Raw genomic sequence first — 25,478 nt, forward strand, 5'->3', positions numbered from 1 at the left:
CTGTGGCAGCGGTGATCCGACCGGCAACGGACGAGGGTGCACCTGACAGGGCCACCTTGACCGGCGAGGACGAGGAGCGGGGTGCAGTTGGCTGTACGGAGTGTGCGGGCATCCGAGCTGGGGGCGTTCCTCCGGTCGCGGCGGACGCTGCTCGGCCCAGGTGAGGTGGGGTTGCCGGCCGAGGGCGTCCGTCGCACATCGGGGCTGCGCCGGGAGGAGATGGCCCGGCTGGCCGGGGTCAGCGAGGGCTACTATGTCCGGCTTGAGCAGGGCCGGGCGCCGCACCCGTCGCCGAGCGTGCTCAGCGCGCTTGCCAGGGCGCTGCGGCTGTCCGACGCCGAACGCGACCACCTCTTCGCGCTGGCCGAGGAGGTTCGTCCCGATCCCGATCCCGATCCCGAGCCGGAGGCGCTCGCCTCCGGCGCCCACCGGATGCTGGAGTTGCTCGCACCGCCGACCGCCGCCTACGTCATCGACCGGCTCAGCGACGTGCTGGTCTGGAACGCAAGCGCCGCCGCCCTGTTCGGTCACCTCGTCGACGGGCCCCGCCGGCCGAACAACGTGCGCTACGTCTTCACCGACCCGCAGGCCAGGGAGCTCTTCGTCGACTGGGCGGACATCGCGTCGGACTCGGTGGCCCACCTGCGCGCCGCCGCCGGGCACCGTCCCGACGACCCCGGTCTCACCGCACTGGTCGCCGAACTGCACCAGTTCAGCCCGGAGTTCCGCCGCCTGTGGCCCACCCGCGAGCTGCGCCCAAAGGTCAGCGGCCGCAAGGAGCTGAACCACCCGACGGCAGGCCCCATGTCCCTGGACTACGAAGTCCTGCACGCCCCGCAGACTCCCGGCCAACGCCTGGTCGCCTACACCGCCACCCCCGACACCCCGTCACACTCAGCACTGTCCCGACTTGTGGGATAGCTGGGTTCGGTTCTGTGGGTCCTGGCGGTGACCGGGAGGAAGCAACGCCCGTACACAGTCTCAGTGAATATCACGTTATCGGTCTACAGTCCTTCGCGTCTCCGCATCACAGGGCCGCGTGTAGCCACGGATTTGTTGTGGCCCTTATAGCGTTCCAGGAACCCACTGCGCTGGCCGTGACTCGGCGAAATAACTCCCTGTAGTTAGTGGCTGGCTATCTCGGCATTGACAGGGATGCTGACGCTGATCAAGATGATCCCGTTTGGTCTGCTTTATGCGGGGTTTATACGGGCCGCTGGGCGCGGTGCCGCTGGTTGACGGGGTTTTCGGAGGATGTGGCGTGCGCCTTCAGCGTGCTCAAATCTGGCTGTTCGCGGTTCTTTCAGTCGTGTTGCTGGCGTCCAGTGTCGGTGTCATCACCGATCTGGTGTCGCCTTCCTCGCCTGAGTCCGCCGCTCAGGAGCAGTCCGTGGAGGGCAGGCCGATCCGCAGGGTCGCCGACGTCCACGGCGTGGAGGACGTTCCGCCGATGGTGCGGCAGGCGTCGGCGCCGGTGTGGCCCAGCGCGGGAACAGCCGAGGTCGCCGTCTCTGCCAGTGCGGCCAAGGTACCCGGGTTGCCTGTCGCTGTGGCTCAGGCGAACGGGACCGGCTCCCCGGGCAAGGTGCGGGTGGAGACGCTGGGCGCCGATGTGGCGAAGCGACTGGGTGGCGTGGCGCTGGGGGTGCGTGTGACGCGCGCCGATGGTGGGAGCACGACTGGTCGCGTGCGCGTGAGCTTGGACTATTCCGGGTTCGCCGGGGCGTTGCCCGCTGGGGCGGCGTCCCGGCTGGGCTTGATCGAGATGCCCGCGTGTCTGCTGTCGGCGCGGCCGGACGCGGCATGCGTCAAGGCGGCCGCGAAGGCGCATGTCGTGCCGACTGACAATGACGCGACTTCGCGAAGTCTGGTCGCCGACGTGGAAGCCACGGCGGCCACGTCGCCGTCACAGGGGTCGGTGTACGTGATGGCCGCGACGGCGGCAGCCGCGGATCCGGGGTCAGGGACGGGGAACTTCGCCGCGACCGATCTGAAGGCGGCCGGGTCCTGGCAGGTGGGACTGTCGGGTGGCGGGTTCTCTTACTCCTACCCGATCCCGGTTCCTCCGCCGGTGGCCGGGAAGGCGCCTCAGTTGGCGCTGTCGTACTCTTCCTCGGCGATCGATGGGTTGACGAACTACGCCAACAACCAGGCGTCCGTGCCGGGCCTGCTCCGACGATGTAATGGATCAAGAAGAATAACGTGATTCTGAGGTATCTGTAACGCTATGCCGGAATTCAATATACACAAGGATGGGCAAACCTACCATCTCTCGAGCAATATCACACAAGAGGAAATTAACGATGCGCGCGAGTCGGGAGAGGAACGGCGAGCAGCTCGGCTGATCGAGCGTCAAGCAGAGCAGGACAGGAACGTTTCCCTTTACCGCGAGGCGGCCGGTCCGCTACTGCACGAACTAGAAAATCAGGGATACAAGGTTCAGCAGATCGCTGATCTCTATCATATGCGTCTGGACTATCGGCCCGTAATTCCGATTCTGCTTCGGCATTTGAGTGCGGCGCGATATCTGCCACTTGCCGAGGACATCGTCCGAACGCTCTCGATCCCATCGGAACACAAACAGGTGGTGCCGGCCTTGCTGGCCTTGATTCGGCAACCTCCGGAACTGTACGACCCGCTCAGGCCGGCAGATGCGCCCTCCCCGCGAGAGCATCTTCGCGAGGTGGCAGGGATAATCATTGGAAATATCGCCAAGAAGGACCATCTGGAGGAATTTATTTCCATTGTTGAAGACGATCGCTACGGCACGGCTCGCTGTGGATTGATAGAGGCACTGGGGCGTATCAAAGACGATCGTGCTATCAACGTTCTGATGAACCTCCTGGGAGACGCCGATCCTCAAGTGGTCGCGTTCGCCGTACGAGCACTTGGTCGACAAAGAGCGTTCAACGCTCGGCAACGACTGGAAATAATGGTTAACCACGATAACGATCAGGTGCGACGGGATGCGAGAGCGGTCTTGAGAAAATTCGACAAGCTCGCAAAGTAGCCAAGTCGTTTCGCTTCCGTTCTTCACATTGCAAGCGTGCTAGCCTCGATCTTTCGCGCCCGTCCGATGGCTGGCTGAGTGGTTCGGTCACCTGGCCGATGGGACCCGTCGGTCGAACAAGGTGCGGTATGTGTTCACCGACCCGTGTGCCAAGGAGCTCTTCGTCGACTGGGCGGACATCGCGTCGGACTCGGTGGCCCACCTGCGCGCCGCCGCCGGGCACCGCCCCGACGACCCCGAACTCACGGCACTGGTCGCCGAACTGCACGAGCTCAGCCCGGAGTTCCGCCGCCTGTGGCCCACCCGGGAACTGCGCCGAAAGGTCAGCGGCCGCAAGGAAGTGAACTACCCGACGGCCGGCCGCATGTCCCTGGACTACGAGGTCCTGAACGCCCCCCAGCCCCCCGGCCAACGCCTCGCCGCCTACACCGCCACCCCCGGCACCCCATCACACTCAGCACTGTCCCGGCTCGTGAAGTAGCCGGGCTCGGTCTGTGGAGATGGGGCCGGGATGTCGGTGTCGACAAGCACGGCAGCAGCATCAGCGGGAGAACGAATAGACCGTGAACGATCTCGTGAGGTTCGCGATTCCGGCCGGCTTCATATCGGCGCGAGTCGTCCTGACCGACGAGGAGCTGGTGTGCGGATACAGAAGGGGCTGGCTTTCACCGGCTGCGCTCGCTGAGCTGGCCAGGGACGTGTCGGCAGATCTGCCCGGCCTGCCGACCGAGGAGGAGATGCTGTATCTCCTGCCGAGTGAGGTCGAGGAGAAGGTGAGGACGGTCATTTCCGCGCGCGACGACGTGGACTGTGCCGATCCGGAGATCGGCAAGGTTTGGAGGTACCTGGCGCTCGCACAGCTGCACCAGCGCCAGGGCACGATCTCCGGGTTCTGGGACGTCATCGAGATGATGTGGTCTGATTTCGGTTATCCGGAGGAGATGGAGCCGTTCATCTACCACATACCCCCGCCTCCGGGTGAGGAGTTCGGCGAGCCGGCCATGCTGCGGCGGCTGGAGTCCTACCTGTCGGAGCGGGCGGATTGGTACAGGACCCGCGGCGATTCGTCGCCGGGCTGACTCGGTGCCGACCATGGACGGAACCGGCTCTGGCACGCCTCGCGTGGCGGCCGGGTTCTCCGGGCACGGCTTCAAGTTCGTTCCGGCGGTCGGCGATCCTCGCCGACCTCGCCCTCACCGGTCAGCCCCCGACGCGCGCTTCGCGCTGACGCGCCCGGCGCGGGTGGGGCGGTGGAAGAACGTGGTGAAGTGCGCTCGGACTCCATCGGGGCCCACGTGACCCTACCACGCGGCCTCAACCGGTAAGCGGCCCGCCGCAGGCTGCGAACCAACCTGTTTCAGCATGGTAGGACTGTGCGTAGCCACGGATCTGTTGTGACATGGGTCTCGAAAGCCTGGACGATGGATATGCGTAGAAAAGAAGGCCGAAGCCATGAAGGAGATCGTCGATTTCGCCGGCACGGGTGCTCTCAGGGATCTCGAAGTCGGGGATCCCGTGGCGAAGGCGTTCCACGTCCTCGGTGCCCCGGACGGAGAGACCGACGGGCCGGACGAGAAGATATACGCCTTCGAGTGCATCCAAATCCTCAAATCGCGCAGCGATGTCATCTCGTATATCTCGATAGAGCCCGACGGGGATCACATAAACTTCCCACCCGGCCTTTACGATTCGACAAGAATCCCGACTCCACGCCGAAGCCACCTGCTCCAGGCGTTGCGTGACCGGGGCGAGGAAATTCTCGAAACACAGCCCTATGTGTGGGATGAAACATGGTGGCAGGTGGTCGGGTCGGGCGTCTTGCTGCACTTCGATGAAGACGGATTCCTCGATGGTGCGGTCAAAGAGGATAAGTCCCCGAGCATCTAGCCGATTGGAATTCGGTGCGGTCTTTCGGGGATGGGAGAGACGTTCGGCCTCCTTGGCGAGCTACTGGCATGGATGCACTTCTGAAGCTGTGTGGTCGAGGAGGGCTGGCCGTCCATATCACTGCCCTATGCTGGGGAGATGGAGCATGAGCGGCATGGATGAGGACGTGCGACCTGGCGAATCGTTGGTCGACCTAGCCAGGGGGTGGGAACCGGATCCCGCATACGACTATTCCCTGGGTGTCCGCGATATTATATGGGAAGAAGTGCCGGAAAGCCGGCAGGTCATCTGTGTGTTCGAAGGCATCGAGCTTCGCGAGGCGAAGACCGTGGTTCCTGGCGATAGTCCCTATCAATATCTTCTTGAACTTCGAACTGGTGTCTTCGATCCTGCCCTGGCGGCCGGGGATATGTCGATACTTCGCGAATGCATCGCTGCATTCGGAAAGAATGCTGGAACTCAACAGCGACCTCGTTGACGAAGGCTTCACAGAGATGTTCCTCGGAGAGCTCAAAGCGCAGTACGGAGCTATGGGAAAGTACTACGGGCCACTTCTATGTCAGAAGGTTCTGCCGTCGGAGGACTGAAAAGCTCGTGCGATCCTCGACGCCTAGCCCCCCGCCGACCCGGGCGTGGCGGGCGCCCCCGCAACATTCTCAGCGGTAGATCGGGCGGGTCGTTTCCGCAGATCTTGGCAGTCCAGGTCCATGTACGGAAGCGCTGACTGACTTCGCGGCGGGCGGGCCACGATCATGTTGCGGTGGAAGCCGCCGGTTGCGGTCCTCCACCGAATACTCAACCGCATATGAACAGGTCAGCGCCGTGGTGGTCGGTGGGTGCGCTGGCCGAGCCCGTCTTGTCGTGGGCCCGGCCGCACCCCGTGGGAGCACGGGTTCCGCGTCGTCGGGTCCATGACCGGACCCGACTCGACCAGGAGAACCCATGTCCGACCACACCCCTGACGCCCGGCCGTCCGAGGCCGGCTATCAGCCCGACCCGGCCGCCGAGGTCCGGATGCTCATTGACGCGTTCTTCGCGGCGCTGGCCGAAGCCATCCCTGAGCGGCACGACGATCTGATCTGGCGGCTGCGTGCCGGCCACGAGCGTCTGCTCGCCGACCAGGGGCACCGCGTGATCGATGAGGCGTCCGGTCACAATCTCGCGCTCAGCCTGGCCGTGCTGACCGGCTACCAGGAGCTCTCGGGGCGGTTCGGCGACGCTGAACTGCTTCCGCTGCTGCGCACGGCGTTCGTCGAGCCGATGCGGGCCACCGTTCAGCAGGCGACCGCCGCCGCGCTGGACGCCGCCGCCGACCCGTTCGCCGCGATGGTGGAGATCAGCAGGCTGCGGGAGCGGTACGCCTTCGGCGCCGGGTTCACCTTCACCCATCCACGGGACGATGACAGTCACTACGTCGCCCAAGTGGAACGCTGCTACTACCACGACGTCCTGTCCGCCAACGGCGCCGCGCATCTCACCCCGGTGTTCTGCGCATTCGACTCCAACTGGATCGACGTCATCCACCCCGAGCGCCACGGCTTCACATTCGACCGACCCACCACCATCGGCACCGGCGGCCAGAACTGCCCATTCCGATTCCGCCGCACCCGCACCCCGACTGAGAGATGACGCCCAACCGCTCGCTCTTCCTCGATGTTCGGGAGGGAGAGCGAGCGGCCGTCGTCAGCGGCCTGCGCCCGGTGGGGGAGTCTGACGCTCGTACCTCACCACTGGCTCGCGTCGGTTGCCATTACTCGCTGCTCGTCGGGACTGACGGCGGCATGCGTCAGCGCGCTGCGGGATCTCTGGCCTGATGGCCTGGCGGCGAGGAGCACCGGACGATGGCTAGGTCGCACCAGAGCGTCACGTTCTGACCGTGGCGGACGGTGCCCCATTCCTTGGCCAGTGCGCTGATGATCTGCAGTCCTCGTCCGCCCTCGGCTTCCGGTTCGTTCCGTACGCGGGGTGCGCTGGTCGCGGGCCCTTCGTCGGTGACCTCGACGCGAATCGTCGTGTCCGACGGTTCGGCTGACCCGCCAGGAGACGCTTCGGCGGCCCGATCCGCTGAAGTTGTGGGTGGTCATGGACGAAGCCGCTCTGAGACGGGTCGTCGGCGGGCCTGAGGTCATGCGCGAGCAGTGCAAGCATCTCGTGGAACAGAGCGAGCGGCCCAATGTGACGATTCAGGTGCTGCCCAACCGTGTCGGTGCGCATCCGGGTGTGGTGGGCGCATTTTCGATCATGGAATTCCCCGGCAGGCATGATCCTGCTGTCGTCTACGTCGAGACCATGGCAAGTAGCCTGTACATCGAGGATGATACGGATGTGCACCGATATGGCTTGGTCTTCGACCAACTGCGCGCTATGGCGCTCGGTCCGGACGAATCCCTTGAGATGATCGGGCACATCGCCGGGCAGCTCTAGTCGACAAGACAAGGAGACTTGCGTGTCGCGAACAGCGGAACCGATCATCACTCAAGACTGGCGAAAGAGCAGCTTCAGCGAGGGCGCGAATGGATGCGTCGAATTCGCCCTCGCGCGAGTACCGGAAGAGGCTGCACTATGGCACGAGGTGGAGGGGGGCGAACTGCGCCTCGTGCGCGACTCGAAGAATACGGCGGGGCCCGTGCTCGCCTTCAGGCCTAGTGTTTGGAGGGCATTCGTCGGCGGCATCAAAGATGGCTGGGCTGATCGGGCAGGGTAGGCTCGCCATCCTCGGCGCTTACGCTATCCATGGGCGCTCGCCCCGACTCCGTTCGAAAGGCGCCTATGCTTCCCCGCGCAGGTGAGAGGCCCGCGCTGCCTGAGCTTGCGGCCCTTCTGTGTTACCTGGCAGCAGTCGGGGCGCTCGCCTGGATGACCATAGAAGGTCGCCTGGGGGACTCCGTCTACGGATTTGTGCTGATGTTGCTGATGGCCTTCCCCATGTCGATCGCCACCTGGCTCGTCGGAATTCCCCTGACCGCCGTCGTCGAGGCGCAGTCGTACGACGTCAGGCAGGTCCTCTATTACGTGGAGCTGGCCGGGCCAGGTGTGATGCTGGCCGTCATTCTGTTCATGCTCCTCAAGAACGCGCGTAATCGGACTGTGGGCCGCGGTCTCACCTGGTTCGCCACCGCATGCGTCCTGGTGTCCGGAATGCTGATCGTTCTCGACGACTGGGAACCGCGTCGTCCGTACGGCTGGCCGCTGCTGGTCTGCGGTCTCGGTATGGCGGCCGGTCTCATCGCGGGGCGTCGAGTTGCCTTGCCCCGAGGTGCCGAGAAAGAGTAACCATTCGCGATCGCCGTCGCCGCCCGCAATCTGCCACTGTGCAGGTTGGGAGAAACGCAGGTGCCGAAGGACGATTCGCAGTGCTGATATCGGCTGGACCGATCCGTCCACGTATGGTCCAGCCGCGGCTTGCGCGACCTCCGTCGAGTGAGCCTGTCGATTGTGGGTCTGACGCCGACATCCGCAGAGCACAGGTCGACGTCGTCGCTCTCCAGGTCACGCGACGGGTGAGGCCTCCGGATATATCGGTTCCATGAGCCCACTGGTCATAGGCGGGGCAACCCGGTTCTGGGCTCGATGCGTCACCACGGAGGACAGGGCGGATGAGGTGTCCCCGGGTGAGGTGGTCGGGGGTGCCGGTGGGTGGGAGGGTGCGGATGGCTGATCGGGCGTTGTATGAGGATTTCGTGGTGGCGAGGTCCGATCGGCTGTTACGCACGGCCTACCTGCTGACCCGCGACTGGGGGGTGGCGGAGGACCTGCTGCAGGAGTCCCTGGCCAAGGCGTGGTTCGCCTGGCCGGGCGTGGAGGAGCCCGAGGCGTACGTACGCCGGGTGTTGGTCACCACCTACACCTCGTGGTGGCGCAGGCGGTGGCGGCGGGAGGTGCCCCGTGACGACTTTCCCGACATGCCCGCACCGGAGGGGTCTGGCGATCTCGCCGAGCGCGAGGCGCTCTGGCGGGCCGTGGGACGGCTGCCCGCCCGGCAGCGTGCCGTGGTGGTGCTGCGCTTCTACGAGGACCTTCCGGTGGCCGAGGTGGCGCGGCTGATGGACTGCGAAACCGGCACCGTCAAGAGCCAGACGGCCAAGGCGCTGGCCAAGCTGCGCGTGGACGACTCGGTCGTGAAGGAGTTGTACCGATGACCGTACAAGATCTGCGGGACGTCCTGCGCTCCCATGGTGAAGGCCCCGCCCCCGCCAACCCCGTCCGGAACGAGCAGGTCCAGGCACGCATCCGCAGGATACGGCGGCGCAGACGCGGGGTTGCCGCGGGCGCGGCGTTGAGCGCGGTCGCGGTGCTGGGCCTGGCCTTCCTGCCGTGGCGTGCCCAGTCGGGGCCCGACGCGGTGGCCGTCGCCCCGTCGCCGGGCCGGACGTCTACGCAGAGGGCGGCCCCCGTGGAGCGACCGGATCCGCTGCCTGAGGCGTTCACCGCCGCCGACGGCGCCGCGTACCGGCGCCTGGCCGTGGCGGCCGTCGCGGCCGGCGGCTCCAGGAAGGCCACCGTGACGGTGCCGGTCACGGGCGGGCCGCTGGACGTCGCGGCGGCCTGCTCCGGGGGCGTCCGATCAAGTATGGGGGTGCGGATCCGTATCGGCGGCAAGCCGGTGTCCGCGGCCCCCTGGGACCTCCTGCCGTGCGGGAAGGGCAGGCTTTTGGCGCCGCTGGCCGTGCCCGCGGGCGCCGGCGAGCGGATCAGGGTCTCCTTCGAGCTGGTCGACCGGCTGGGGGGCTGCGTTGTGGCGAAGGGCTCCTGTGTGCCGCCGGAGAACGGGAAGGTCGCCTTCTCGCTGGCCGTGTACGAGTGGGCGCCGCCCGAGCGGCCGATCGAGCCGCCCGCGCCGCGGGCCCTGCCCGAGCTGCGGGGCTACCGGCTGGCCGACTCCCGGACGGGCACCTGGCCGCGAGACAGATCACTGGCGTTCGACGTGCTCGGCGATGGAAAACCGGTCGCCATCGACCAGATCTGCACCGGGGACGTGGCCCCGCGGCTGTGGTTCACGATCAAGGTGGATGATCGCCTCGCCTCCCGGGGCACGTGCGCCGTGTGGACGAGCGGGCCGTTCCCGATGGCGCTGGCCGAGCTGAAGGTGCCGAAGGGCAGGAAATCGACCATCTCCGTGAAGCTCAGTATGTCGCCCGAGGCGCCGAACCGTCCGGTCCGCTGGTCGGTCGGCCTCTGGCGCCGCCGGTAGATCGTCAAGAGTCACGGACGTGCGGCGCCGGAGGTCATTCGATCACCGGATCGTCCAGTACGTGGGGGAGGACGCGGGCCTGGAAGGCGTCGGGGTCGGGGCTGGACAGGCCGGCCATGGTCACCAGCGCCTTCCACAGCGCCCATCCGCGTGCGCGTCTCCAGGCGTCGTCGGTAAGGCCGGCCGCCTCGCGGAAGATCTTCCGCTCGTCACCGGTGAAGTACGTCCACGCCATGACGAGGTCGCACGCGGGGTCGCCGACTCCGCAGGTGCCGAAGTCGATGACCGCAGACAGCCTCCCGCCGGTGGTGAGCAGGTTGCCGGCGGCCACATCGCCGTGGAACCAGACGGGTGGGTGCGGCCAGGCCGAGGTCAGCGCGCCCGCCCAGACGGCCGCACAGGCGGCCACGTCGACCACTCCCTTGAGCCGGTCCAGGGCGCACTCGACCTGGTCGCCGTAGGCGCTGGGGTGACAGCCCCGGAAGAAGGAGTGCCGGCCGGCCGCCGGCCCCTGCTGCGCCGGGACGCGCCGCAGCGCGGTCAGGAAGCCTCCGAGGTCCCGTGCCAGCTCGGACCGGTCGAGGTCGGTGGACGCCTCGACGGTGTCTCCCGGCAGCCAGCGCCGTACCGACCAGGGGAGCGGATACCCAGCCGCCGGGCGTCCCGCCGCGACCACCGCGGGGACGGGCAGGGGGAGATGCGGGGCCAGTACGGGCAGGCAGCGGTTCTCCTTCTCGACCGCGGCGACGTAGCCTTCGGCGCTGGGCAGGCGCACGGCCAACCGGTCACCGAGCCGGAAGGTCCGGTTGTCCCAGCCCTGGCGGGCCACCGGCTCGACCGGCAGGCCGCTCCATTCGGGGAACTGATCGGCGACCAGGGCGCGTACGAGGTCGGCGGTTATGTCGATCACGGTCAGACCTGGTGCCGTTTCTGTACGACGGTGGTGCGTCCGGGAGCGGGACGAGCGGGGTCCGGGCCCCGCCGGACAGGAAGCCTACGCGCGGAGTGGTGCGGACGACATCCGATTTTCGGACGGGTCCGGTCGGCTCACCTGGCGTGGTGGGCTCAGCAGTGTTGGCCGTTGGCGTAGTCGATGGTCGGGAAGTAGGTCACGTTCTGGCAGAAGTAGCTCCCGGACGGGATGGTGATGGTGCCGTAGGTGCCGGTGCCCGACCCGGTGCAGCCGCTGGCGGTGATGTAGTAGCCCAGCAGGTCGGACAGGAGGAAGCGGTTGCCGCTCGTGCAGGTGTAGTTGGCGTCCATGGCCATGGCGGGCGCGGCGGTGAGGGCACTCGCGAGCATGGCCGCGGCGCAGACGGCGGCCATGCGCTTGACCAGAGCATTCATCAGGCGCTCCTTCCGGGGGGTACGGACGCGTGCATCCTTACCCGAGGTGCCTTGCCCTGATCTGGTAGGAGGTGTCCAGATGCGGTCAGCTTCCGGACGCTGCACGGCGGTGGTTCGACGGCGGCGGTCCCGACGGCGAGGGCGTGGCCTACCGGGCCGGTGACCTAGTGAGCTCGCGACCTATGGGCCCCGTGACTGCCGGGCCCGCAACTCCACCGGCCGGGTTCACAGAGGGGTTCCGCGTCCAGCCTGGGAGCCGTCAGTGTTCGGCGGTGGCGGTGTAGGTGGTGGCGTAGTAGTCGCAGAGGTCGGTGAGGGGGCAGGTGTCGCAGCGGGGGCGGCGCGACTGGCAGATGGTGCGGCCGTGGACGATCAGGGCGATGTGGAGTTCGTGCCGGATCTCCGGAGGGACGCGGGGGGCCAGGAGCCGGTGCGCCTTCTCGGCGGTGGTGCCGGGCGGGATCCAGCCGAGCCGGCCGGTGACGCGGTGGACGTGGGTGTCGACGGGGAAGGCGGGGCGTCCCATCGAGAAGACCAGCACGCAGGCGGCCGTCTTGGGGCCGACGCCGGGCAGTGAGGTGAGGTAGGACTCCACGGCCTGGTCGTCGAGGCCGTCCAGGCGGCCGAGGTCGATGCGGCCCTCCCGTTCCTCGATGACGGCCAGGATGTGCTGGATGCGCCGGGCCTTCTGGTCGGCGATGCCGCCGCACCTGATCGCGTCGGCGACCTCGTCGACGGGGGCGTCGGCGGCCTGCTCCCAGCTCGGGAAGCGGGTCTTCAACGTGGCGAAGGCCCGCTCGGAGTTGCGGTCGGAGGTGGCCTGCGAGAGCACGGTGGCCACCACCTGGTCGACGACGGGCAGCGCCTTGCCCGGGACGAAGGGCCCCTGCCGGGCGCGCAGCCGGCGGCGCACCTCTTCGATGGTCTCGCGATCGGCCTCGGTCATCTCCCGCCTTCCTCCTCTGCCGTCATCTGCTGCACTGATCGTCTGCCGTTACCCGCTGCCCTGATCATGACGACACATGTGGTGAGTGGTGGCGTGATAGTCGAATCGTCCAGGTGGTTCGCCGGTTCGACCATTCCTGTGACCTCCGACCTGGGCTCATAGTTACCTCACCTGAACGGACGCACCTCGGTGAAGTCCAGGAAGTCAGGTCGATCGTTCCCCTTGGAGGCCCGATGGCGCAACGGACCCGACCGGCGGCGGCGACGCCTCCGCGACCGTCGGCCCGCTGGGCGCGGAGGTGAACGCCGTCCCGCCGGGGCCGTCGGATCGTCTATCTGGTACCTGTGAAAGCCCATGTTACGTGCGGTGACGTGATCAATAGCGTCATCGATATGTGGCGGTAATCCGCCACGGCAAACAGTCGGACGGCATCGTGATGGAGAACCTCGTGACCGACGAAGTACGTCCCGGCCCCGCGACGGGTCCGGGTGCGGTGAGCGCCTGGGTCCGTGTCACGGACACGGGGGTGCGGCTGACCGTCGCGTGCGACGGCGAGGTGGTCCTTGACGGGATCCCGCTGGGGTTCTCGCTGGACGGCGTCGAGTTCGGCCTCAACCCCGAACCGGCGGGCGTCGTGGAGCGCACGGTCCGCGACCGGTTCCGCGCCCGCTCGGGCAAGGCGGTGGGCGAGCACCACTACGAGCACCACGAGACCGTCCGCACCTTCCGCGAGGCCGGCGTCGAGTGGCAGGTGATCCTGCGGACCGGGCCCGACGGCGTCGCCGTCCGCTACGCGTTGCCCGCCCTGGACGGCACCGCCCTGCTGACCGGCGACCGCACCGCCGTCACGCTGCCGGCCGGGGCGAGGAGCTGGGTGCTGGACTACCAGACCTGGTACGAGACGCCCCGCTTCGGGGCCGCCACCGCCGAGCTGCCGAGCGGCGCCTACGGGTTCCCTTTCCTGGCCCGGCTCGACGCCACCAGGCACGTGCTGGTCACCGAGTCCGGCATCGACGGCCGGTTCTCCGGCGCGCACGCCGAGGTGGGAGAGCCCGGGGCGGCCGGCGAGCGGACGCTGCGCTTCGCGCCGGCCGACGAGGCCGTCGAGGTCACCCGAGGCCTGGTGACGCCGTGGCGGGTCTTCCTGGCGGGGACGCTGTCCCGGCTGGTGTCCTCGCTGTTCGTGGACGAGCTGGCGCCGTCCGCCGCGCCCGAGCTGGAAGAGGCCACGTGGGTGCGGCCGGGCCGCGCGGCCTGGTCGTGGTGGTCGGACTTCTACTCCGGTGCGCAGCTGGAGAAGCAGAAGCACTTCGTCGACGTCGCCGCGAGCCTCGGCTGGGAGCACCTGCTGATCGACTGCGGGTGGGAGGAGACCTGGGTCCCCGAGATCGTCGCCTACGCGAGCCGCCGGGGCGTCCAGGTGCACCTGTGGACCATCTGGCGTGACCTCAACAGCCCCGAGGACCTGCGCAGGCTCGCGCTCTGGCGGTCGTGGGGCGTCGCCGGCATCAAGGTCGACTTCATGGAGTCGGAGTCCAAGGACCGCTACCGCTGGTACGACACGATCCTCGCCGAGACCGCCCGCCTGGGCCTGATGGTCAACTTCCACGGCTCGGTCATCCCGCGCGGCTGGGGACGCGCGTTCCCCCAGGTGATCGGGTACGAGGCGATCCGCGGCGCCGAGTACTACGTGTTCTTCGAGAACCAGGCGCTCACCGCCGCGCACAACGTGATCCAGCCGTTCACCCGCAACGTCGTCGGCGGCATGGACGCCACCCCGGTCGCCTTCGGCGCGGCGAACCGCACGACGAGCGACGGCCACGAACTCGGGCTCTCGGTGGCGTTCGAGTGCGGGATCACGCACTTCGCCGACCATGTCGACGCCTACACGTCCCGGCCGCTCGCGGCCCGGTTCCTGGCGGAGCTCGCGCCGTGGTGGGAGGAGACGGCGCTGCTGACCGGCGACCCCGACGGCCACGCGGTCGTCGCCCGCCGGTCCGGCGACCGCTGGTTCGTGGGAGGCATCGCCACAGGGGAGGCGCGCGTCCTGCGCGTGCCGTTCGACCGCCTCAGGGTGGGGGCGGACGCCCAGGTGTGGCTCGTCGCCGACGCGTCGCCCGCGACCGGCGAGGTGCCGGCCACCGGGCTGGCGGAGACCACCACGACCGCGGGCGACGGCATCGACGTGGAGGTCGCCCGTGACGGCGGCTTCGTCGCCATCGTCGCCCCGGCCGGAAGCCCGCTGTTCCGGGCCGTGCCGTGCCCCGTGCAGTCCCCGCCCGCCGTGCACCCGGCCGTCGCCGAGGTCGGGCCGGACGGCACCGCGACGATCACGACCGAGGCCGGTGCCCGGCTCCGCCTTCCGCCCGGCTGGACGGCCCACCGCGACGGCGAGGACGGTCGGACATCCGGCCGTGACGGCGAGGACGGTCGGACGGCCCACCGCGACGGCGAGGGTGGTCGGATACTCGGTCGCGACGGCGAGGACGGAAGGACGGCCCACCGCGACGGCGCGGAAGGGTGGGTGGTTCGCCCCGATCGTTCGCTGGCACCGGGCCGTCTCGGGGTCGTGACGGTCGAGAGGGACGGCGACGGCGACGGCGGCGTTCCGGTCGTCGCGCACGCGCGGGTCGTGCGCCCGCTGACGCCCGGCGACCACGCGCTGTCCGACCTGCCGATGATCGCCTTCGTCAACGACGACGGCCCCGTCGAACGCGACCAGTCCAACGGCGCGGGCAACCCCGGAGACGGGCGGCCCATGCGCGTGGCCGGCGAGGGCTTCGCGCGCGGCCTGGGCACGGCGCCGTACTCCGAGGCGCGCTTCCACCTCGGCGGGCACGCCGATGCCTTCACCGGCGCCGTCGGCGTGGACGACGAGTCGACCGGCGTCGCCCGGGTCGGCGTCCTCGGCGACGGCCGCGAGCTGTTCACCGCCATCGTCGAGGCGGGCAAGCCCGTCACGGCGTTCACCGTGGACGTCCGGGGCGTCCAGACCCTTTGCCTGCGCAGCGAGACGGCGACGCCGGACGACACCGGTGTCCACGTCGACTGGGTCGACACGACCCTGCGCGTCGCATCCACCAGCCGATGAAACCGCGCCGGTCACGACGACCGGGGCACAGCACGATCAGAGGAACACCATGAAACGCAAGTGGATGGCCGCCGCGGCGATGGCCGCGGCGGCGACGGTCCTGACCGCCTGTTCGGGCGGGTCCGGCGGCGCGTCGACCTCGTCATCGACGGAGAAGGTCACGCTGACCTACGCCAACTGGAGCGAGGACCAGTCGCCCGCGATGAAGCAGATCGCGGCCGAGTTCGAGAAGGCCAACCCCACCATCACCGTCAAGATCCAGACGCTGCCGTGGACGGAGTACTGGTCGACGCTCCAGGTCGGCGCCGCGGGCGGCACCGCGCCGGACGCGTTCTGGATGCTCGCCGACCACTTCCGCGAGTACGCCAAGGGCGGCCAGCTCCTCGACCTGTCCGGCACGGTGAAGTCGGCCGGCATCGACATGAGCGTCTACCCCAAGGCCGTCTCGGACTCCTACACCCTGGACGGCAAGGTCTTCGCGCTGCCCAAGGACTTCGACACCAACGGCATCTGGTACAACAAGGCGCTGTTCGACGCGGCCAAGGTCGCCCACCCCGACGACACCTGGACCTGGCAGGACGTGCAGGACGCCGCCAAGAAGCTCACCGACAAGGCCAAGGGCGTGTGGGGCATCGCGGCGCCGATCGACGCGCAGGGCGGCTTCTACAACACGATGCTGCAGGCCGGCGCGCAGATCGTCGATCCGGAGGGCACCGCCTCGGACTTCGCGAGCCCGGCCGGCGTCGCCGGCCTGAAGTTCTGGGCCGACCTGCAGGCGGCGGGCGTGTCGCCGACCCTGCAGCAGCTCTCGGACACCGAGGCCGTCTCGATGTTCGAGAACCAGAAGGTCGCCATGTACTTCTCCGGCGCGTACTGGGCCTTCCGCCTGCACAACAACCCCGACCTGAAGGGCAAGGTCGACGTCGCGCCGCTGCCGCAGGGCGTCAAGCGCGCCACCGTCACCAGCGGCATCGGCAACGCCGGGTACGCGGGGTCCAAGCACCCCGAGGAGCTGAAGAAGTTCCTGGCCTTCCTCGGCGGCACGAAGGCGGCCGAGATCCAGGCGGCCACCGGGACGGTGCTCCCCGCCTACAAGGGCACCCAGCAGCCGTGGCTCGACGCGATGCCCGAGTTCAACCTGAAGGTCTTCATCGACGCCATCGACTACAGCGTCCCGCTGCCGGTCGCCGGCAACGCCTCGGAGTGGCAGGGCCTGGCCGCGCAGTACCTGACCCCCGCGTGGAACGGCGACAAGCCGGTGCAGCAGGCGGCCAAGGAGTACCAGGACGCCGTGGACAAGGTGCTCGCGAAGCAATGACGTCCGTCAAGACTGTGACATCGACACCCGTGCGGCGGCCGGCCGGTCGCCGCACGGGCGTCGGCGAGCCCGGCGGCTGGTGGGCGTTCGCCTTCATCGCCCCGGCGGTGCTGGGCCTGGCCGCCCTTTATCTGTGGCCGTTCCTGTCCACCGTGATCAAGAGCTTCCAGGACGTGCCGGCGTTCGGGCCGGCGACGTTCGTGGGGCTCGGCAACTACACCGAGCTGCTCGGCGACCTGGAGTTCTGGAAGGCGTTCGGCAACTCCGCCCTCTACACCGCGATCATCCTGCTCGGCATCCCGCTCGCCGTCGTGCTCGCCGCGCTGATCGAGCAGGTCGGGCGGGGGCGGGCGGTGTACCGCGTGCTGTTCTTCCTGCCGGTGGTGACGCTCCCGGTGGCCATCGGCATGGTATGGCGGTTCATCTACAACGGCGACTTCGGGCTGCTGAACACCGCGCTGTCGTGGTTCGGCGTCGAGGGCCGGTTCTGGGTCGCCGACCCCCGGTACACCATCTGGGCGTTCGGCGCGGTCGGCATCTGGATGAGCCTCGGCATCAACATGATCATCCTGGGCGCCGGGCTGCAGGCCATCCCGAAGGACCTCTACGAGGCCTCGGCCCTGGACGGCGCCGGGCGCGTGCGGCAGTTCCGCCACATCACCGTGCCGCTGCTCACCCCGAGCATCTTCTTCGTCACGATCCTCAGCGTGATCGCCGCCCTGCAGATGTTCGACCTGATCTTCGTGATGCTGCGCGGGGTGAACAACACCGCCCTGGCCGACTCCAAGACGATCGTGTACCTGTTCTACGAGAAGGCGTTCGTCCAGTTCCACCAGGGCTATGGCGCCGCCATCGCGGTCGTGCTGCTCATCGTGATCATGATCGCCACGGCCCTGCAGTTCCGCCTCCAGAGATCGTGGGTGTTCTATGGCTGAGTCCGCCGCCCGCTCCGGGCCGGGCCGCCGCCGGCGCGGGGGAGCGGCCTCCACCTGGACGATCCATGCCGTGCTCATCGTCGCGGCCGTCGTCATGGTGGTGCCGTTCGCCTGGCAGATCCTCACCGTGTTCAAGACCACCGCCGAGGCGACCAGGATCCCGCCGACCGTCCTGCCGGACGCCTTCTCGCTGCGCTCGTTCGGGACGTTCTTCTCCACCGTGCCGTTCTGGTCGATGTTCGGCGTGTCGGCCGGCGCGCTGGTGCTGCGGGTCGCGGGCCAGCTCGCGGTGGCCTCGCTCGCCGGGTACGCCTTCGCCCGCATCCGCTTCCGGGGGCGCGAGCCGCTGTTCGGGCTGTTCATCCTCATGCTGATGGTGCCGAGCCAGCTGTTCCTGATCGGCCAGTACGACCTGGTCCGCGGCCTGAATCTGCTGGACACCCTGCCGGCGCTCGCCATCCCCGGCCTGTTCTCGGCGTTCGGCACCTTCCTGATGCGCCAGGCGTTCCGCACGATGCCCAAGGACTACGAGGAGGCGGCCCGGCTCGACGGCGCCAACACCTTCCAGGTGTTCTGGCACGTCATGCTGCCGATGGCCAGGCCCACGCTGGCCGCGCTCGCCGTGCTGACCGGCCTGTACTCGTGGAACGACCTGCTGTGGCCGCTCATCGTCTCGCCCTCGGGGGAGAACCGGCCGCTGCCGGTGGGCCTCGCGGGACTGCAGGGACAGTTCGGCACGGACTACCCGACGCTGATGGCCGGGGCGTTCGTGTGCTCGATACCGCTCGTGATCGTCTTCCTGGTGCTGCAACGGCAGTTCTTCGCCGGCATCGCGAGCAGCGGACTCAAGGGATGACGGGGGAGTACGCCCAGTGAACGACGACACCCGCACGCCGATCCACCTGCGAGCCGGGGGCACCGGCCTGGTCGTCGCCGTCGACGGCGGCCGGCTTCCGCGCATCCTGCACTGGGGGCCGGACCTCGGCCCGCTCAGCGGCGACGTGCTGGCCGACCTGAGCAGGGCCGCGCTTCCCGCCATCGGCGACAGCGCGGTGACCTATCCGCAGCCCGTGCCGGTGCTTCCGCAGCTCGCCGAGGGCTGGCTCGGACGTCCCGGGCTCACCGGCGACGACGACGGCCGCCGCTGGGCGCCGAAGTTCCGGGACGCGGCCTACCACTTGGACGGCGAGGCGGACGGCGGGCCGCTGCTGCGCTGCACCGCGCACGACCCTGAGTACGGCCTCACCGCCGAGATCGAGATCCAGGTGCTCGCCGCGAGCGGCCTGGTCCGGCAGCGGGCCCGCCTCAGGAACGACGCCGCGGCGCCGTACCGGGTCGGGCACCTCGAACTGTCCCTTCCCGTCCCGTCCGAGGCGACGGAGATCCTCGACCTGACCGGGCGGTGGGCGCTGGAGCGCGTGCCGCAGCGCCGCCCATTCCACGTCGGCGAGTGGGTCCGGGCCTCCCGAGGGGGCAAGCCCGGGCTGGAGCACACGACGCTGCTGGTCGCCGGCGAGGAGGGCTTCGGGTTCCGGCACGGCCAGGTGTGGGCGACGCATCTCGCCTGGAGCGGCGACCAGGTGCTCGCCGCCGAGCGGACGCCCGCGGGCACCAGACACCTGGCGGCGGGGGAGATCCTGCTCGCCGGCGAGGTGGTGCTCGGGCAGGGCGAGTGGTACCGGACCCCGTGGCAGTACGGGTCGTGGGGCACGGGGCTGGACGAGCTCGCCGCGCGGTTCCACCGGCACCTGCGGTCGCGGTCCGGGCACCCCCGCTCACCACGGCCGGTCGTGCTCAACACCTGGGAGGCGGTCTACTTCCGGCACGACCTTCCGACCCTGGCGGCGCTCGCCGAACGCGGAGCCGAGATCGGCGCCGAGCGGTTCGTGCTGGACGACGGCTGGTTCCTCGGCCGCCGGGACGACACCAGCTCGCTGGGCGACTGGACGGTCGACCCGCGGGTGTGGCCGGACGGCCTGGAACCGCTCGCCGCCCGGGTCCGCGAACTGGGCATGGACTTCGGCCTCTGGTTCGAGCCCGAGATGGTCAACCTGGACTCCGAGCTGGCCCGCGAGCACCCGGAATGGGTCTTCGACGCCGGGCACGGGCCCGGCCTGCCCTCCCGGCACCAGCATGTCCTGGACCTCGGCCACCCGGGCGCCTACGCCCACGTGCTGGAGCGGATGAGCGCGCTGGTGGCGGCCCTCGGCATCGCCTACATCAAGTGGGACCACAACCGGTACCTGCTCGACGCCGGGCACGGCCCGGACGGCAGGCCGGGCGTGCGGCGGCAGGTGGAGCAGGTCTACCGGCTGATGGCCGAGCTCAAGGCCGCCCACCCCGGTCTGGAGATCGAGTCGTGCGCCAGCGGCGGCGGGCGCGTGGACCTCGGCGTCCTTGAGTTCGCCGACCGCGTCTGGCCGAGCGACTGCAACGACCCGCACGAACGGCTGGAGATCCAGCGCTGGACGGGCCTGCTGGTGCCACCGGAGATGCAGGGCACCCACATCGGCGCCGAGGAGTCGCACACCACCCACCGCGCCCACCCGCTGGACTACCGGGCGGAGAAGGCGCTGTGGGGACATCTCGGCATCGAGGTGAACCTGCTCACCGCCGACGACGCGACCCGCGCGGGGCTCGCCCGCTGGGTCGCCTTCCACAAGGAGCACCGGAGCCTGCTGCACTCGGGTCAGGTGGTGCACGCCGACCTGCCCGACCCGGCCCTCCGGCTGGAGGGCGTCGTCGCGGCCGACCGGGGCGAGGCGCTGTACGCGTTCAGCGTCGTCGCCCGGCCCGCGACCTGGCCGCCGGGCCGCGTCCGGCTGCCCGGGCTGGACGACGACCGGTTCTACACCGTGCGGGCGGTGTACCCGGGGGAGCCGCCCGCGGCGGGCGCCGTGCTCCCGCCCTGGCAGCGCGAGGGGGTCACCATGCCCGGCCGGGTGCTGCGGCTGGCCGGCGTCGAGGCGCCCTCGCTGGACGTCGACCGGTCGGTGCTGCTGCGCGTGACCGGCGCCTGAACGGCCGTGACCGGCGCCCTCGGGACGGACCCGCGCCGGGGTCTGGCCGGCCGGGGGACGGACCCGCGTCCCCGGGCCGGCCGGCTGTGACGGCAGGGGGCCGGGACGCGCCCGCGTCCGGGGCGTCAGCCCTTGGCGCGGTTGCGGTACTCCGTCGGGCTGGCCTCGTGCAGCCGCTTGAAGTGGCGGGAGAAGTAGAACGGGTCGTGGTAGCCCACCTCGCGGGCGATCGCGGCGACCGTCGCGTCCGTCGTGTCCAGCAGGTTGCGCGCCTGGGCCATGCGGAGCGCCGTGTGGTGGGCCAGCACGCCGCCGCCGGTCGCGCGGCGGAACAGCGCGCTCAGGTGGGAGGGGGAGACGCCGACCAGTGACGCCAGGTCGGCGACCCGGACGGTGCCGTCAAGCCGTTCGGCCAGGTAGGCCATGGCCCGCTGCAAAGGGTCGCCGGGCGCCGGCATGACCCGGTCGGCCGCGATCTGCGTGAGGAGCTTCCACGCCGCGCCCGCGGCGCCCATCAGGCTGGCCGGCGAGTGGTCGCGTTCGAGGACGGTGACGATCTCGTCGAGCAGGGCGATCGCCCGGTCCAGCCGCCGGATGGGGATCACCGGCCTGGACGCGCTCACGCCGATCTCCCCGACCAGCTCGGCGAGATCGCCGCCCCGAAGATGACACCACCAGATCGTCCAGGGTGCCTCGGAAGACGCGCCGTAGGAGTGCGGGGCGCCGCGCGGGATGATCAGGGCCGCGCTCGGCCCGACGCGGTGCTGGGCGCCGCCCACGTCCGCCCACCCCGCGCCCGCCGCGCACAGGATGAGGACGGTCTCCTCGGTGCCGTTCGGCCTCCTCATCAGGTGGTCGGTCGCGTTGGGGTAGTAGCCGCAGTCGGTGACCTGAAGGCGTCTGGTCACCGGGCGCGCCTGCGCCTCCGCGGTGACGCGGCGCGGGACTACGGTCAGCCGCTGGTTGCGGAACCCCTCCTGGATCGGCATCGGCTCAGTATGGCATGGACCATCGGATTGTCCAGGCAGTGCCGTACATCCGCCATTCCCCGCGGCCCTCGCCGCCGGTTGACTGGTGGCGCCGGCCACCCGAGACACGTGCCCGGCCGATCACGGAGGCCGTCCAGCCGGGCGGGCTCCTCACGACCTGGGGGATGGAGATCATGGGACGGGGATTACTGGCCGGGAAGGTCGCCGTGGTGACCGGCGCGGCCTCCGGGATCGGCGCCGCGGTCGTGGACCGCTTCCTGTGCGAGGGCGCGCGGGTGATCGCGGTCGACGTGGCCGACCAGGGCCCGGACCGGCCAGGGGTGCTGCCGATCACCGGCGACGTCGCCGACTCCGCGGCCTGGCGGCGGGTCGCCGAGGCGGCGCGCGAGGAGTTCGGCCGGCTGGACGTGCTGCACAGCAACGCCAGCGTGGTGGTGCGCGCCCCCGCCCACGAACTGGCCGAGAGCGACTGGGACCGGCAGATCGCGGTCAACCTCAAGGCGGCCTACCTGGCGATCGGCGCCTGCGTCGGCCTCCTGCGCGACGCGCGCGGCGCGGTGGTGCTCAGCTCCTCCGTGCACGCCATCGCGGGCCTGCCGTCCCACCCCGCCTACGCGGCGGCCAAGGGCGGCCTGGTGTCGCTGGGCCGCCAGCTCGCCGTGGAGTACGGCCCCGAGGTGCGGGTCAACACCGTGCTTCCCGGGCCGATCCTCACCCCCGCCTGGGACGGCATCGGGCAGGAGGACCGCCGCCGCAGCGCCGCCGGCACGGCCGCCGCCCGCTTCGGCCGGCCCGAGGAGGTCGCGGCCGCGGTGACCTTCCTCGCCTGCGAGGAGAGCTCGTATGTGACAGGAGCGTGCCTCGTCGTCGACGGCGGCTGGAGCGCGGTCAAGGACTCGGCGTGACCGGCCGGTACGCCCCGGCTCGGCGGTACGACGCGGCCCGGTGGTACGACGCGGCCCGGTGGTACGACGCGGCCCGGTGGTACGACGCGGCCGGCGGGGGTGCGGCGGCCGGCCGGGATGTGCCGACCGGCGGGAATGCCGTGACCGCCGGCGACGGCGTGGCCGGCCGGGGACGGAGGGCGCGATGAGGATCACCGGCGTCGAGACCTTCCTCGTGCCGCCGCGGTGGCTCTTCTGCCGGGTGCAGACCGACGAAGGAGTGGCCGGCTGGGGCGAGCCGGTCGTGGAGGGACGCGCGGAGGTGGTCCGCGCGGCCGTGCACGTGCTCGCCGAGTACCTCCTCGGCCGCGACCCGCTGCGCGTCGAGGACCACTGGCAGGTCATGTCCAAGGGCGGCTTCTACCGGGGCGGCCCGGTGCTCTCCAGCGCCCTCGCCGGGCTCGACCAGGCCCTGTGGGACATCGCCGGCAAGGTGCACGACGCTCCCGTCCACGTGCTGCTCGGCGGCCCGGTGCGCTCCCGGGTGCGCATGTACGCCTGGGTCGGCGGCGACGAGCCGGCCGAGCTCGCCGACGGCATCGCCGCCCGCGTCGAGGCCGGATTCACCGCGGTCAAGATGAACGCCGCCGGCCGGACGTCCCCGATCCCGACGGCCGCCGAGGTCGCCGGCATCGTCGACCGCGTGGCGCTGGCCAGGGAACTGCTCGGCCCGCACCGCGACGTCGCCGTCGACTTCCACGGCCGCTTCACCGCGGCCGGCGCGCGGCGCGTCCTGCCGCTCATCGCGCCGTTCCACCCGCTGTTCGCCGAAGAGCCGGTGCTGCCCGACCGGCCGCACGTGCTGCGCGAGGTGGTGGGCGCGAGCGGCGTCCCGATCGCCACCGGGGAACGGCTGTACTCGCGCTGGGACTTCCGGCCGGTGCTGGAGGCGGGGGTCGCCGTGGTGCAGCCCGACCTGTCGCACGCGGGCGGCATCTCCGAGACCCGCAGGATCGCCTCCCTCGCCGAGGTGTGGGACGCCCAGCTCGCCCCGCACTGCCCGCTCGGCCCGCTGGCGCTGGCCGCCAGCCTCCAGGTGGCCTTCGCCACCCCGAACTTCCTCATCCAGGAGCACTCGATCGGCATCCACTACGACCAGGGCGACGACCTGCTCGGCTACGTGCTCGACCCGGAGGTGTTCCGCTTCACCGACGGCCACGCCGCCCGTCCCACCGGGCCGGGACTCGGCGTGGAGATCGACGAGGCGGCCGTGCGGCGCGCGGACCAGCGTGGGCACGCCTGGCGTAATCCCGTCTGGCGGCACGAGGACGGGGCGTTCGCGGAATGGTGACGACGCTCCGGATCCCCCTGCACCCCCGTTTCGACCTGGCGCGCGGCGGCAGGTGGACCTCGCTCGCCGGCGGCGGGCGCGAGTGGCTGTGGTCGCGCCCGGACCCGGCCCGCGCGGACGTGGCCCCCGGCGCGGAGTTCGTCGACGCCGGAGGCGTGGAGGAGTGCCTTCCCACGGTGCGCGGCCTGCCCGACCACGGCGACGCGTGGAGCCGGCCCTGGGAGGGCACGGCGGCGCGGGCCCGCGTGCGCGGCGCCGGCTACGAGCTGCTGCGCCGGGTCACCGAGGAGGCCGGGGCGGTGATCGCCGAGTACCGGCTGTCGGCCGACCCCGGGTACGCCTTCGTCTGGACGGCCCACGCGCTGCTCGACGTCGGCGAGGACGCGCGGCTGGTCGCTCCCGCGGACACCGTGACCAGGGTGTACCCCGAGGCCGCCGGCATGCTCCGGCGTCCGTGGCCGGCGGGTGCTCCCTACGTCGAGGGGCGCTGGCCCGCTCCGCTGGGCCTGCCGCTCGACCGGTTCGGCCCGTGCGACGGCACCGCGGCGGGCGCGGTGCTGCGCTGCGCCGCCGTCCGGGTGACCGACGGAGCCGACGCGCTGCTGCTGCGGCTGGAGGCGCCCGGCGGGGTGCCGGTGTCCACCGCGCTGTGGCGTAACCTCGGCGGGTTCCCCGCCCGCGCGCCGTACCGCAGCATCGGCGTGGAACCCATGCTCGGCGCGGTCTTCGACCTGGACGAGGCCGGGCCGGGGGACGCGGCGGTGGTCCCGCCGTCCGGCGAACTGACCTGGCGGCTGGTCGTGGCCGCGGAACGGATGAGCGATGCCTGAATCACCCGCTGAATCACCCGCTGAATCCCCCTTGGACGGGGCGCGCGAGGCGCGTTTCCTGTCGACGCTGGCCGGACGGCGCCTGGTGGCGATCGTCCGTGGCCGGGACGCCGGCGCGGCGCTGCGCACGGTGCTCACCCTGGTGGAGGAGGGCGTCGAGCTGGTGGAGGTGTCGCTGGTCACCGCCGGCGCGCTGGAGGTCCTCCGCCGTGCGCGCACGGCTCTCGGCGAGGCGGCGGAGCTCGGCGCGGGGACGGTCCTGTCGGCCGCCGACGCCGACGCGGCCGCCGAGGCGGGCGCGTCCTACCTGGTCACCCCGGCCGTCTCCGCGTCCGTCGCGCGGGGCCGGTCCCTCGGCCTGCCGGTCCTCGCGGGCGCGTTCACCCCCACCGAGGTCGTGGCCGCGCTCGGCGCGGGAGCCGTCGCCGTGAAGCTGTTCCCCGCCTCGCTGGGCGGCGAGCGCTACCTGCGCGCGTTGCGCGACCCGTTCCCCGAAGTCGCGTTCGTGCCGGTGGGCGGGGTGGACGCCGCCGCCGCGGCCGGGTACCTGCGGGCCGGGGCGGTCGCGGTCGGCGTCGGCTCGCCGCTGGTGGGCGACGCCGCCGACGGCGGAAGCCTCACCGAGCTCAGGGCACGCGTCCGCGCCTTCAGGGACGCGCTGTGATCGACGTGGCCACCT

Annotated in this window: 26 protein-coding genes; 22 read left to right on the forward strand and 4 right to left on the reverse strand. The window is 70.3% G+C overall.

The window, feature by feature from the left end; all coding sequences use genetic code 11:
* Nucleotides 1-87 precede the first annotated feature (87 nt).
* From ABZU32_RS02280 to ABZU32_RS02340, 13 genes are all read left to right on the forward strand, one after another.
* Nucleotides 88-921, forward strand: a complete 834-nt coding sequence (locus ABZU32_RS02280) for a helix-turn-helix transcriptional regulator (protein ID WP_354915984.1) — start codon at nucleotides 88-90, stop codon at nucleotides 919-921.
* A 340-nt stretch (nucleotides 922-1,261) separates the two neighbouring features.
* Complete coding sequence (locus tag ABZU32_RS02285; protein WP_354915987.1) at nucleotides 1,262-2,206, forward strand: hypothetical protein; 945 nt, start codon at nucleotides 1,262-1,264, stop codon at nucleotides 2,204-2,206.
* A gap of 21 nt (nucleotides 2,207-2,227) precedes the next feature.
* A complete protein-coding gene (locus tag ABZU32_RS02290; protein WP_354915990.1) occupies nucleotides 2,228-3,010 on the forward strand; it encodes a HEAT repeat domain-containing protein in 783 nt (260 codons plus the stop codon).
* A gap of 91 nt (nucleotides 3,011-3,101) precedes the next feature.
* Nucleotides 3,102-3,491: a hypothetical protein gene (locus ABZU32_RS02295; RefSeq protein ID WP_354916623.1), complete on the forward strand. Its 390-nt coding sequence runs from the start codon at nucleotides 3,102-3,104 to the stop codon at nucleotides 3,489-3,491.
* 82 nt (nucleotides 3,492-3,573) lie between these two features.
* Complete coding sequence (locus ABZU32_RS02300) at nucleotides 3,574-4,089, forward strand: DUF2247 family protein (protein ID WP_354915993.1); 516 nt, start codon at nucleotides 3,574-3,576, stop codon at nucleotides 4,087-4,089.
* A gap of 373 nt (nucleotides 4,090-4,462) precedes the next feature.
* The gene (locus ABZU32_RS02305; protein WP_354915996.1) at nucleotides 4,463-4,897 is read left to right on the forward strand and encodes a hypothetical protein; all 435 of its coding nucleotides are present in this window, start codon (nucleotides 4,463-4,465) and stop codon (nucleotides 4,895-4,897) included.
* Between the two features lie 145 nt (nucleotides 4,898-5,042).
* On the forward strand, nucleotides 5,043-5,375 hold the full coding sequence (locus ABZU32_RS02310) for a hypothetical protein (protein WP_354915999.1): 333 nt from the start codon (nucleotides 5,043-5,045) through the stop codon (nucleotides 5,373-5,375).
* Nucleotides 5,376-5,839: 464 nt separating this feature from the next.
* Nucleotides 5,840-6,526: an L-2-amino-thiazoline-4-carboxylic acid hydrolase gene (locus tag ABZU32_RS02315; protein WP_354916002.1), complete on the forward strand. Its 687-nt coding sequence runs from the start codon at nucleotides 5,840-5,842 to the stop codon at nucleotides 6,524-6,526.
* 399 nt (nucleotides 6,527-6,925) lie between these two features.
* The gene (locus ABZU32_RS02320; RefSeq protein ID WP_354916626.1) at nucleotides 6,926-7,321 is read left to right on the forward strand and encodes a DUF5753 domain-containing protein; all 396 of its coding nucleotides are present in this window, start codon (nucleotides 6,926-6,928) and stop codon (nucleotides 7,319-7,321) included.
* A gap of 22 nt (nucleotides 7,322-7,343) precedes the next feature.
* Entirely contained in the window at nucleotides 7,344-7,601 is a 258-nt protein-coding gene (locus ABZU32_RS02325) for a DUF397 domain-containing protein (protein WP_354916005.1), read from the forward strand.
* Nucleotides 7,602-7,795: 194 nt separating this feature from the next.
* A complete protein-coding gene (locus tag ABZU32_RS02330; RefSeq protein ID WP_354916008.1) occupies nucleotides 7,796-8,170 on the forward strand; it encodes a hypothetical protein in 375 nt (124 codons plus the stop codon).
* Nucleotides 8,171-8,547: 377 nt separating this feature from the next.
* Nucleotides 8,548-9,036, forward strand: coding sequence for a SigE family RNA polymerase sigma factor (locus ABZU32_RS02335; RefSeq protein ID WP_354916012.1), 489 nt, complete (start codon nucleotides 8,548-8,550; stop codon nucleotides 9,034-9,036).
* Nucleotides 9,033-10,088, forward strand: coding sequence for a hypothetical protein (locus ABZU32_RS02340; RefSeq protein ID WP_354916015.1), 1,056 nt, complete (start codon nucleotides 9,033-9,035; stop codon nucleotides 10,086-10,088). The genes ABZU32_RS02335 and ABZU32_RS02340 overlap by 4 nt, the downstream gene beginning before the upstream one ends.
* Nucleotides 10,089-10,122: 34 nt before the next feature.
* On the opposite strand, the gene ABZU32_RS02345 is transcribed toward ABZU32_RS02340, so the two are convergent.
* The 3 genes from ABZU32_RS02345 to nth all read right to left on the reverse strand — a co-directional run bounded on the left by ABZU32_RS02345 (nucleotide 10,123) and on the right by nth (nucleotide 12,381).
* A complete protein-coding gene (locus ABZU32_RS02345) occupies nucleotides 10,123-10,998 on the reverse strand; it encodes an aminoglycoside phosphotransferase family protein (RefSeq protein WP_354916018.1) in 876 nt (291 codons plus the stop codon).
* Nucleotides 10,999-11,153: 155 nt separating this feature from the next.
* The gene (locus ABZU32_RS02350; protein ID WP_354916021.1) at nucleotides 11,154-11,435 is read right to left on the reverse strand and encodes a hypothetical protein; all 282 of its coding nucleotides are present in this window, start codon (nucleotides 11,433-11,435) and stop codon (nucleotides 11,154-11,156) included.
* A 259-nt stretch (nucleotides 11,436-11,694) separates the two neighbouring features.
* A complete protein-coding gene (nth, locus tag ABZU32_RS02355; RefSeq protein WP_354916024.1) occupies nucleotides 11,695-12,381 on the reverse strand; it encodes an endonuclease III in 687 nt (228 codons plus the stop codon).
* Nucleotides 12,382-12,829: 448 nt separating this feature from the next.
* Between nth and ABZU32_RS02360 the strand changes: the two genes are divergently transcribed.
* From ABZU32_RS02360 to ABZU32_RS02380, 5 genes are read left to right on the forward strand one after another with little or no spacing between them, the layout of a single operon-like run.
* Nucleotides 12,830-15,472 carry a glycoside hydrolase family 97 catalytic domain-containing protein gene (locus ABZU32_RS02360; protein WP_354916027.1) on the forward strand — a complete coding sequence of 881 codons (2,643 nt, stop codon included), beginning with the start codon at nucleotides 12,830-12,832 and terminating at the stop codon, nucleotides 15,470-15,472.
* A gap of 49 nt (nucleotides 15,473-15,521) precedes the next feature.
* Complete coding sequence (locus ABZU32_RS02365; protein ID WP_354916030.1) at nucleotides 15,522-16,790, forward strand: sugar ABC transporter substrate-binding protein; 1,269 nt, start codon at nucleotides 15,522-15,524, stop codon at nucleotides 16,788-16,790.
* A complete protein-coding gene (locus ABZU32_RS02370) occupies nucleotides 16,787-17,725 on the forward strand; it encodes a sugar ABC transporter permease (protein WP_354916033.1) in 939 nt (312 codons plus the stop codon). Before ABZU32_RS02365 ends, ABZU32_RS02370 begins: the two co-directional genes overlap by 4 nt.
* Nucleotides 17,718-18,581, forward strand: a complete 864-nt coding sequence (locus ABZU32_RS02375) for a carbohydrate ABC transporter permease (protein WP_354916036.1) — start codon at nucleotides 17,718-17,720, stop codon at nucleotides 18,579-18,581. Before ABZU32_RS02370 ends, ABZU32_RS02375 begins: the two co-directional genes overlap by 8 nt.
* Nucleotides 18,582-18,597: 16 nt before the next feature.
* Nucleotides 18,598-20,745, forward strand: a complete 2,148-nt coding sequence (locus ABZU32_RS02380) for an alpha-galactosidase (protein WP_354916039.1) — start codon at nucleotides 18,598-18,600, stop codon at nucleotides 20,743-20,745.
* A 125-nt stretch (nucleotides 20,746-20,870) separates the two neighbouring features.
* On the opposite strand, the gene ABZU32_RS02385 is transcribed toward ABZU32_RS02380, so the two are convergent.
* Nucleotides 20,871-21,734, reverse strand: coding sequence for an AraC family transcriptional regulator (locus ABZU32_RS02385; protein ID WP_354836761.1), 864 nt, complete (start codon nucleotides 21,732-21,734; stop codon nucleotides 20,871-20,873).
* A 173-nt stretch (nucleotides 21,735-21,907) separates the two neighbouring features.
* Between ABZU32_RS02385 and ABZU32_RS02390 the strand changes: the two genes are divergently transcribed.
* From ABZU32_RS02390 to ABZU32_RS02405, 4 genes are all read left to right on the forward strand, one after another.
* Nucleotides 21,908-22,639, forward strand: coding sequence for an SDR family NAD(P)-dependent oxidoreductase (locus tag ABZU32_RS02390; RefSeq protein WP_354836759.1), 732 nt, complete (start codon nucleotides 21,908-21,910; stop codon nucleotides 22,637-22,639).
* A gap of 184 nt (nucleotides 22,640-22,823) precedes the next feature.
* Nucleotides 22,824-23,969, forward strand: coding sequence for a galactonate dehydratase (gene dgoD, locus ABZU32_RS02395; protein ID WP_354916042.1), 1,146 nt, complete (start codon nucleotides 22,824-22,826; stop codon nucleotides 23,967-23,969).
* Nucleotides 23,963-24,799 carry a hypothetical protein gene (locus tag ABZU32_RS02400; protein ID WP_354916045.1) on the forward strand — a complete coding sequence of 279 codons (837 nt, stop codon included), beginning with the start codon at nucleotides 23,963-23,965 and terminating at the stop codon, nucleotides 24,797-24,799. Before dgoD ends, ABZU32_RS02400 begins: the two co-directional genes overlap by 7 nt.
* A gap of 31 nt (nucleotides 24,800-24,830) precedes the next feature.
* A complete protein-coding gene (locus ABZU32_RS02405; protein ID WP_354916048.1) occupies nucleotides 24,831-25,463 on the forward strand; it encodes a bifunctional 4-hydroxy-2-oxoglutarate aldolase/2-dehydro-3-deoxy-phosphogluconate aldolase in 633 nt (210 codons plus the stop codon).
* The last annotated feature ends 15 nt before the right edge of the window (nucleotides 25,464-25,478 follow it).

Source organism: Sphaerisporangium sp. NPDC005288, assembly GCF_040607475.1.
GTDB lineage: Bacteria > Actinomycetota > Actinomycetes > Streptosporangiales > Streptosporangiaceae > Sphaerisporangium > Sphaerisporangium rhizosphaerae.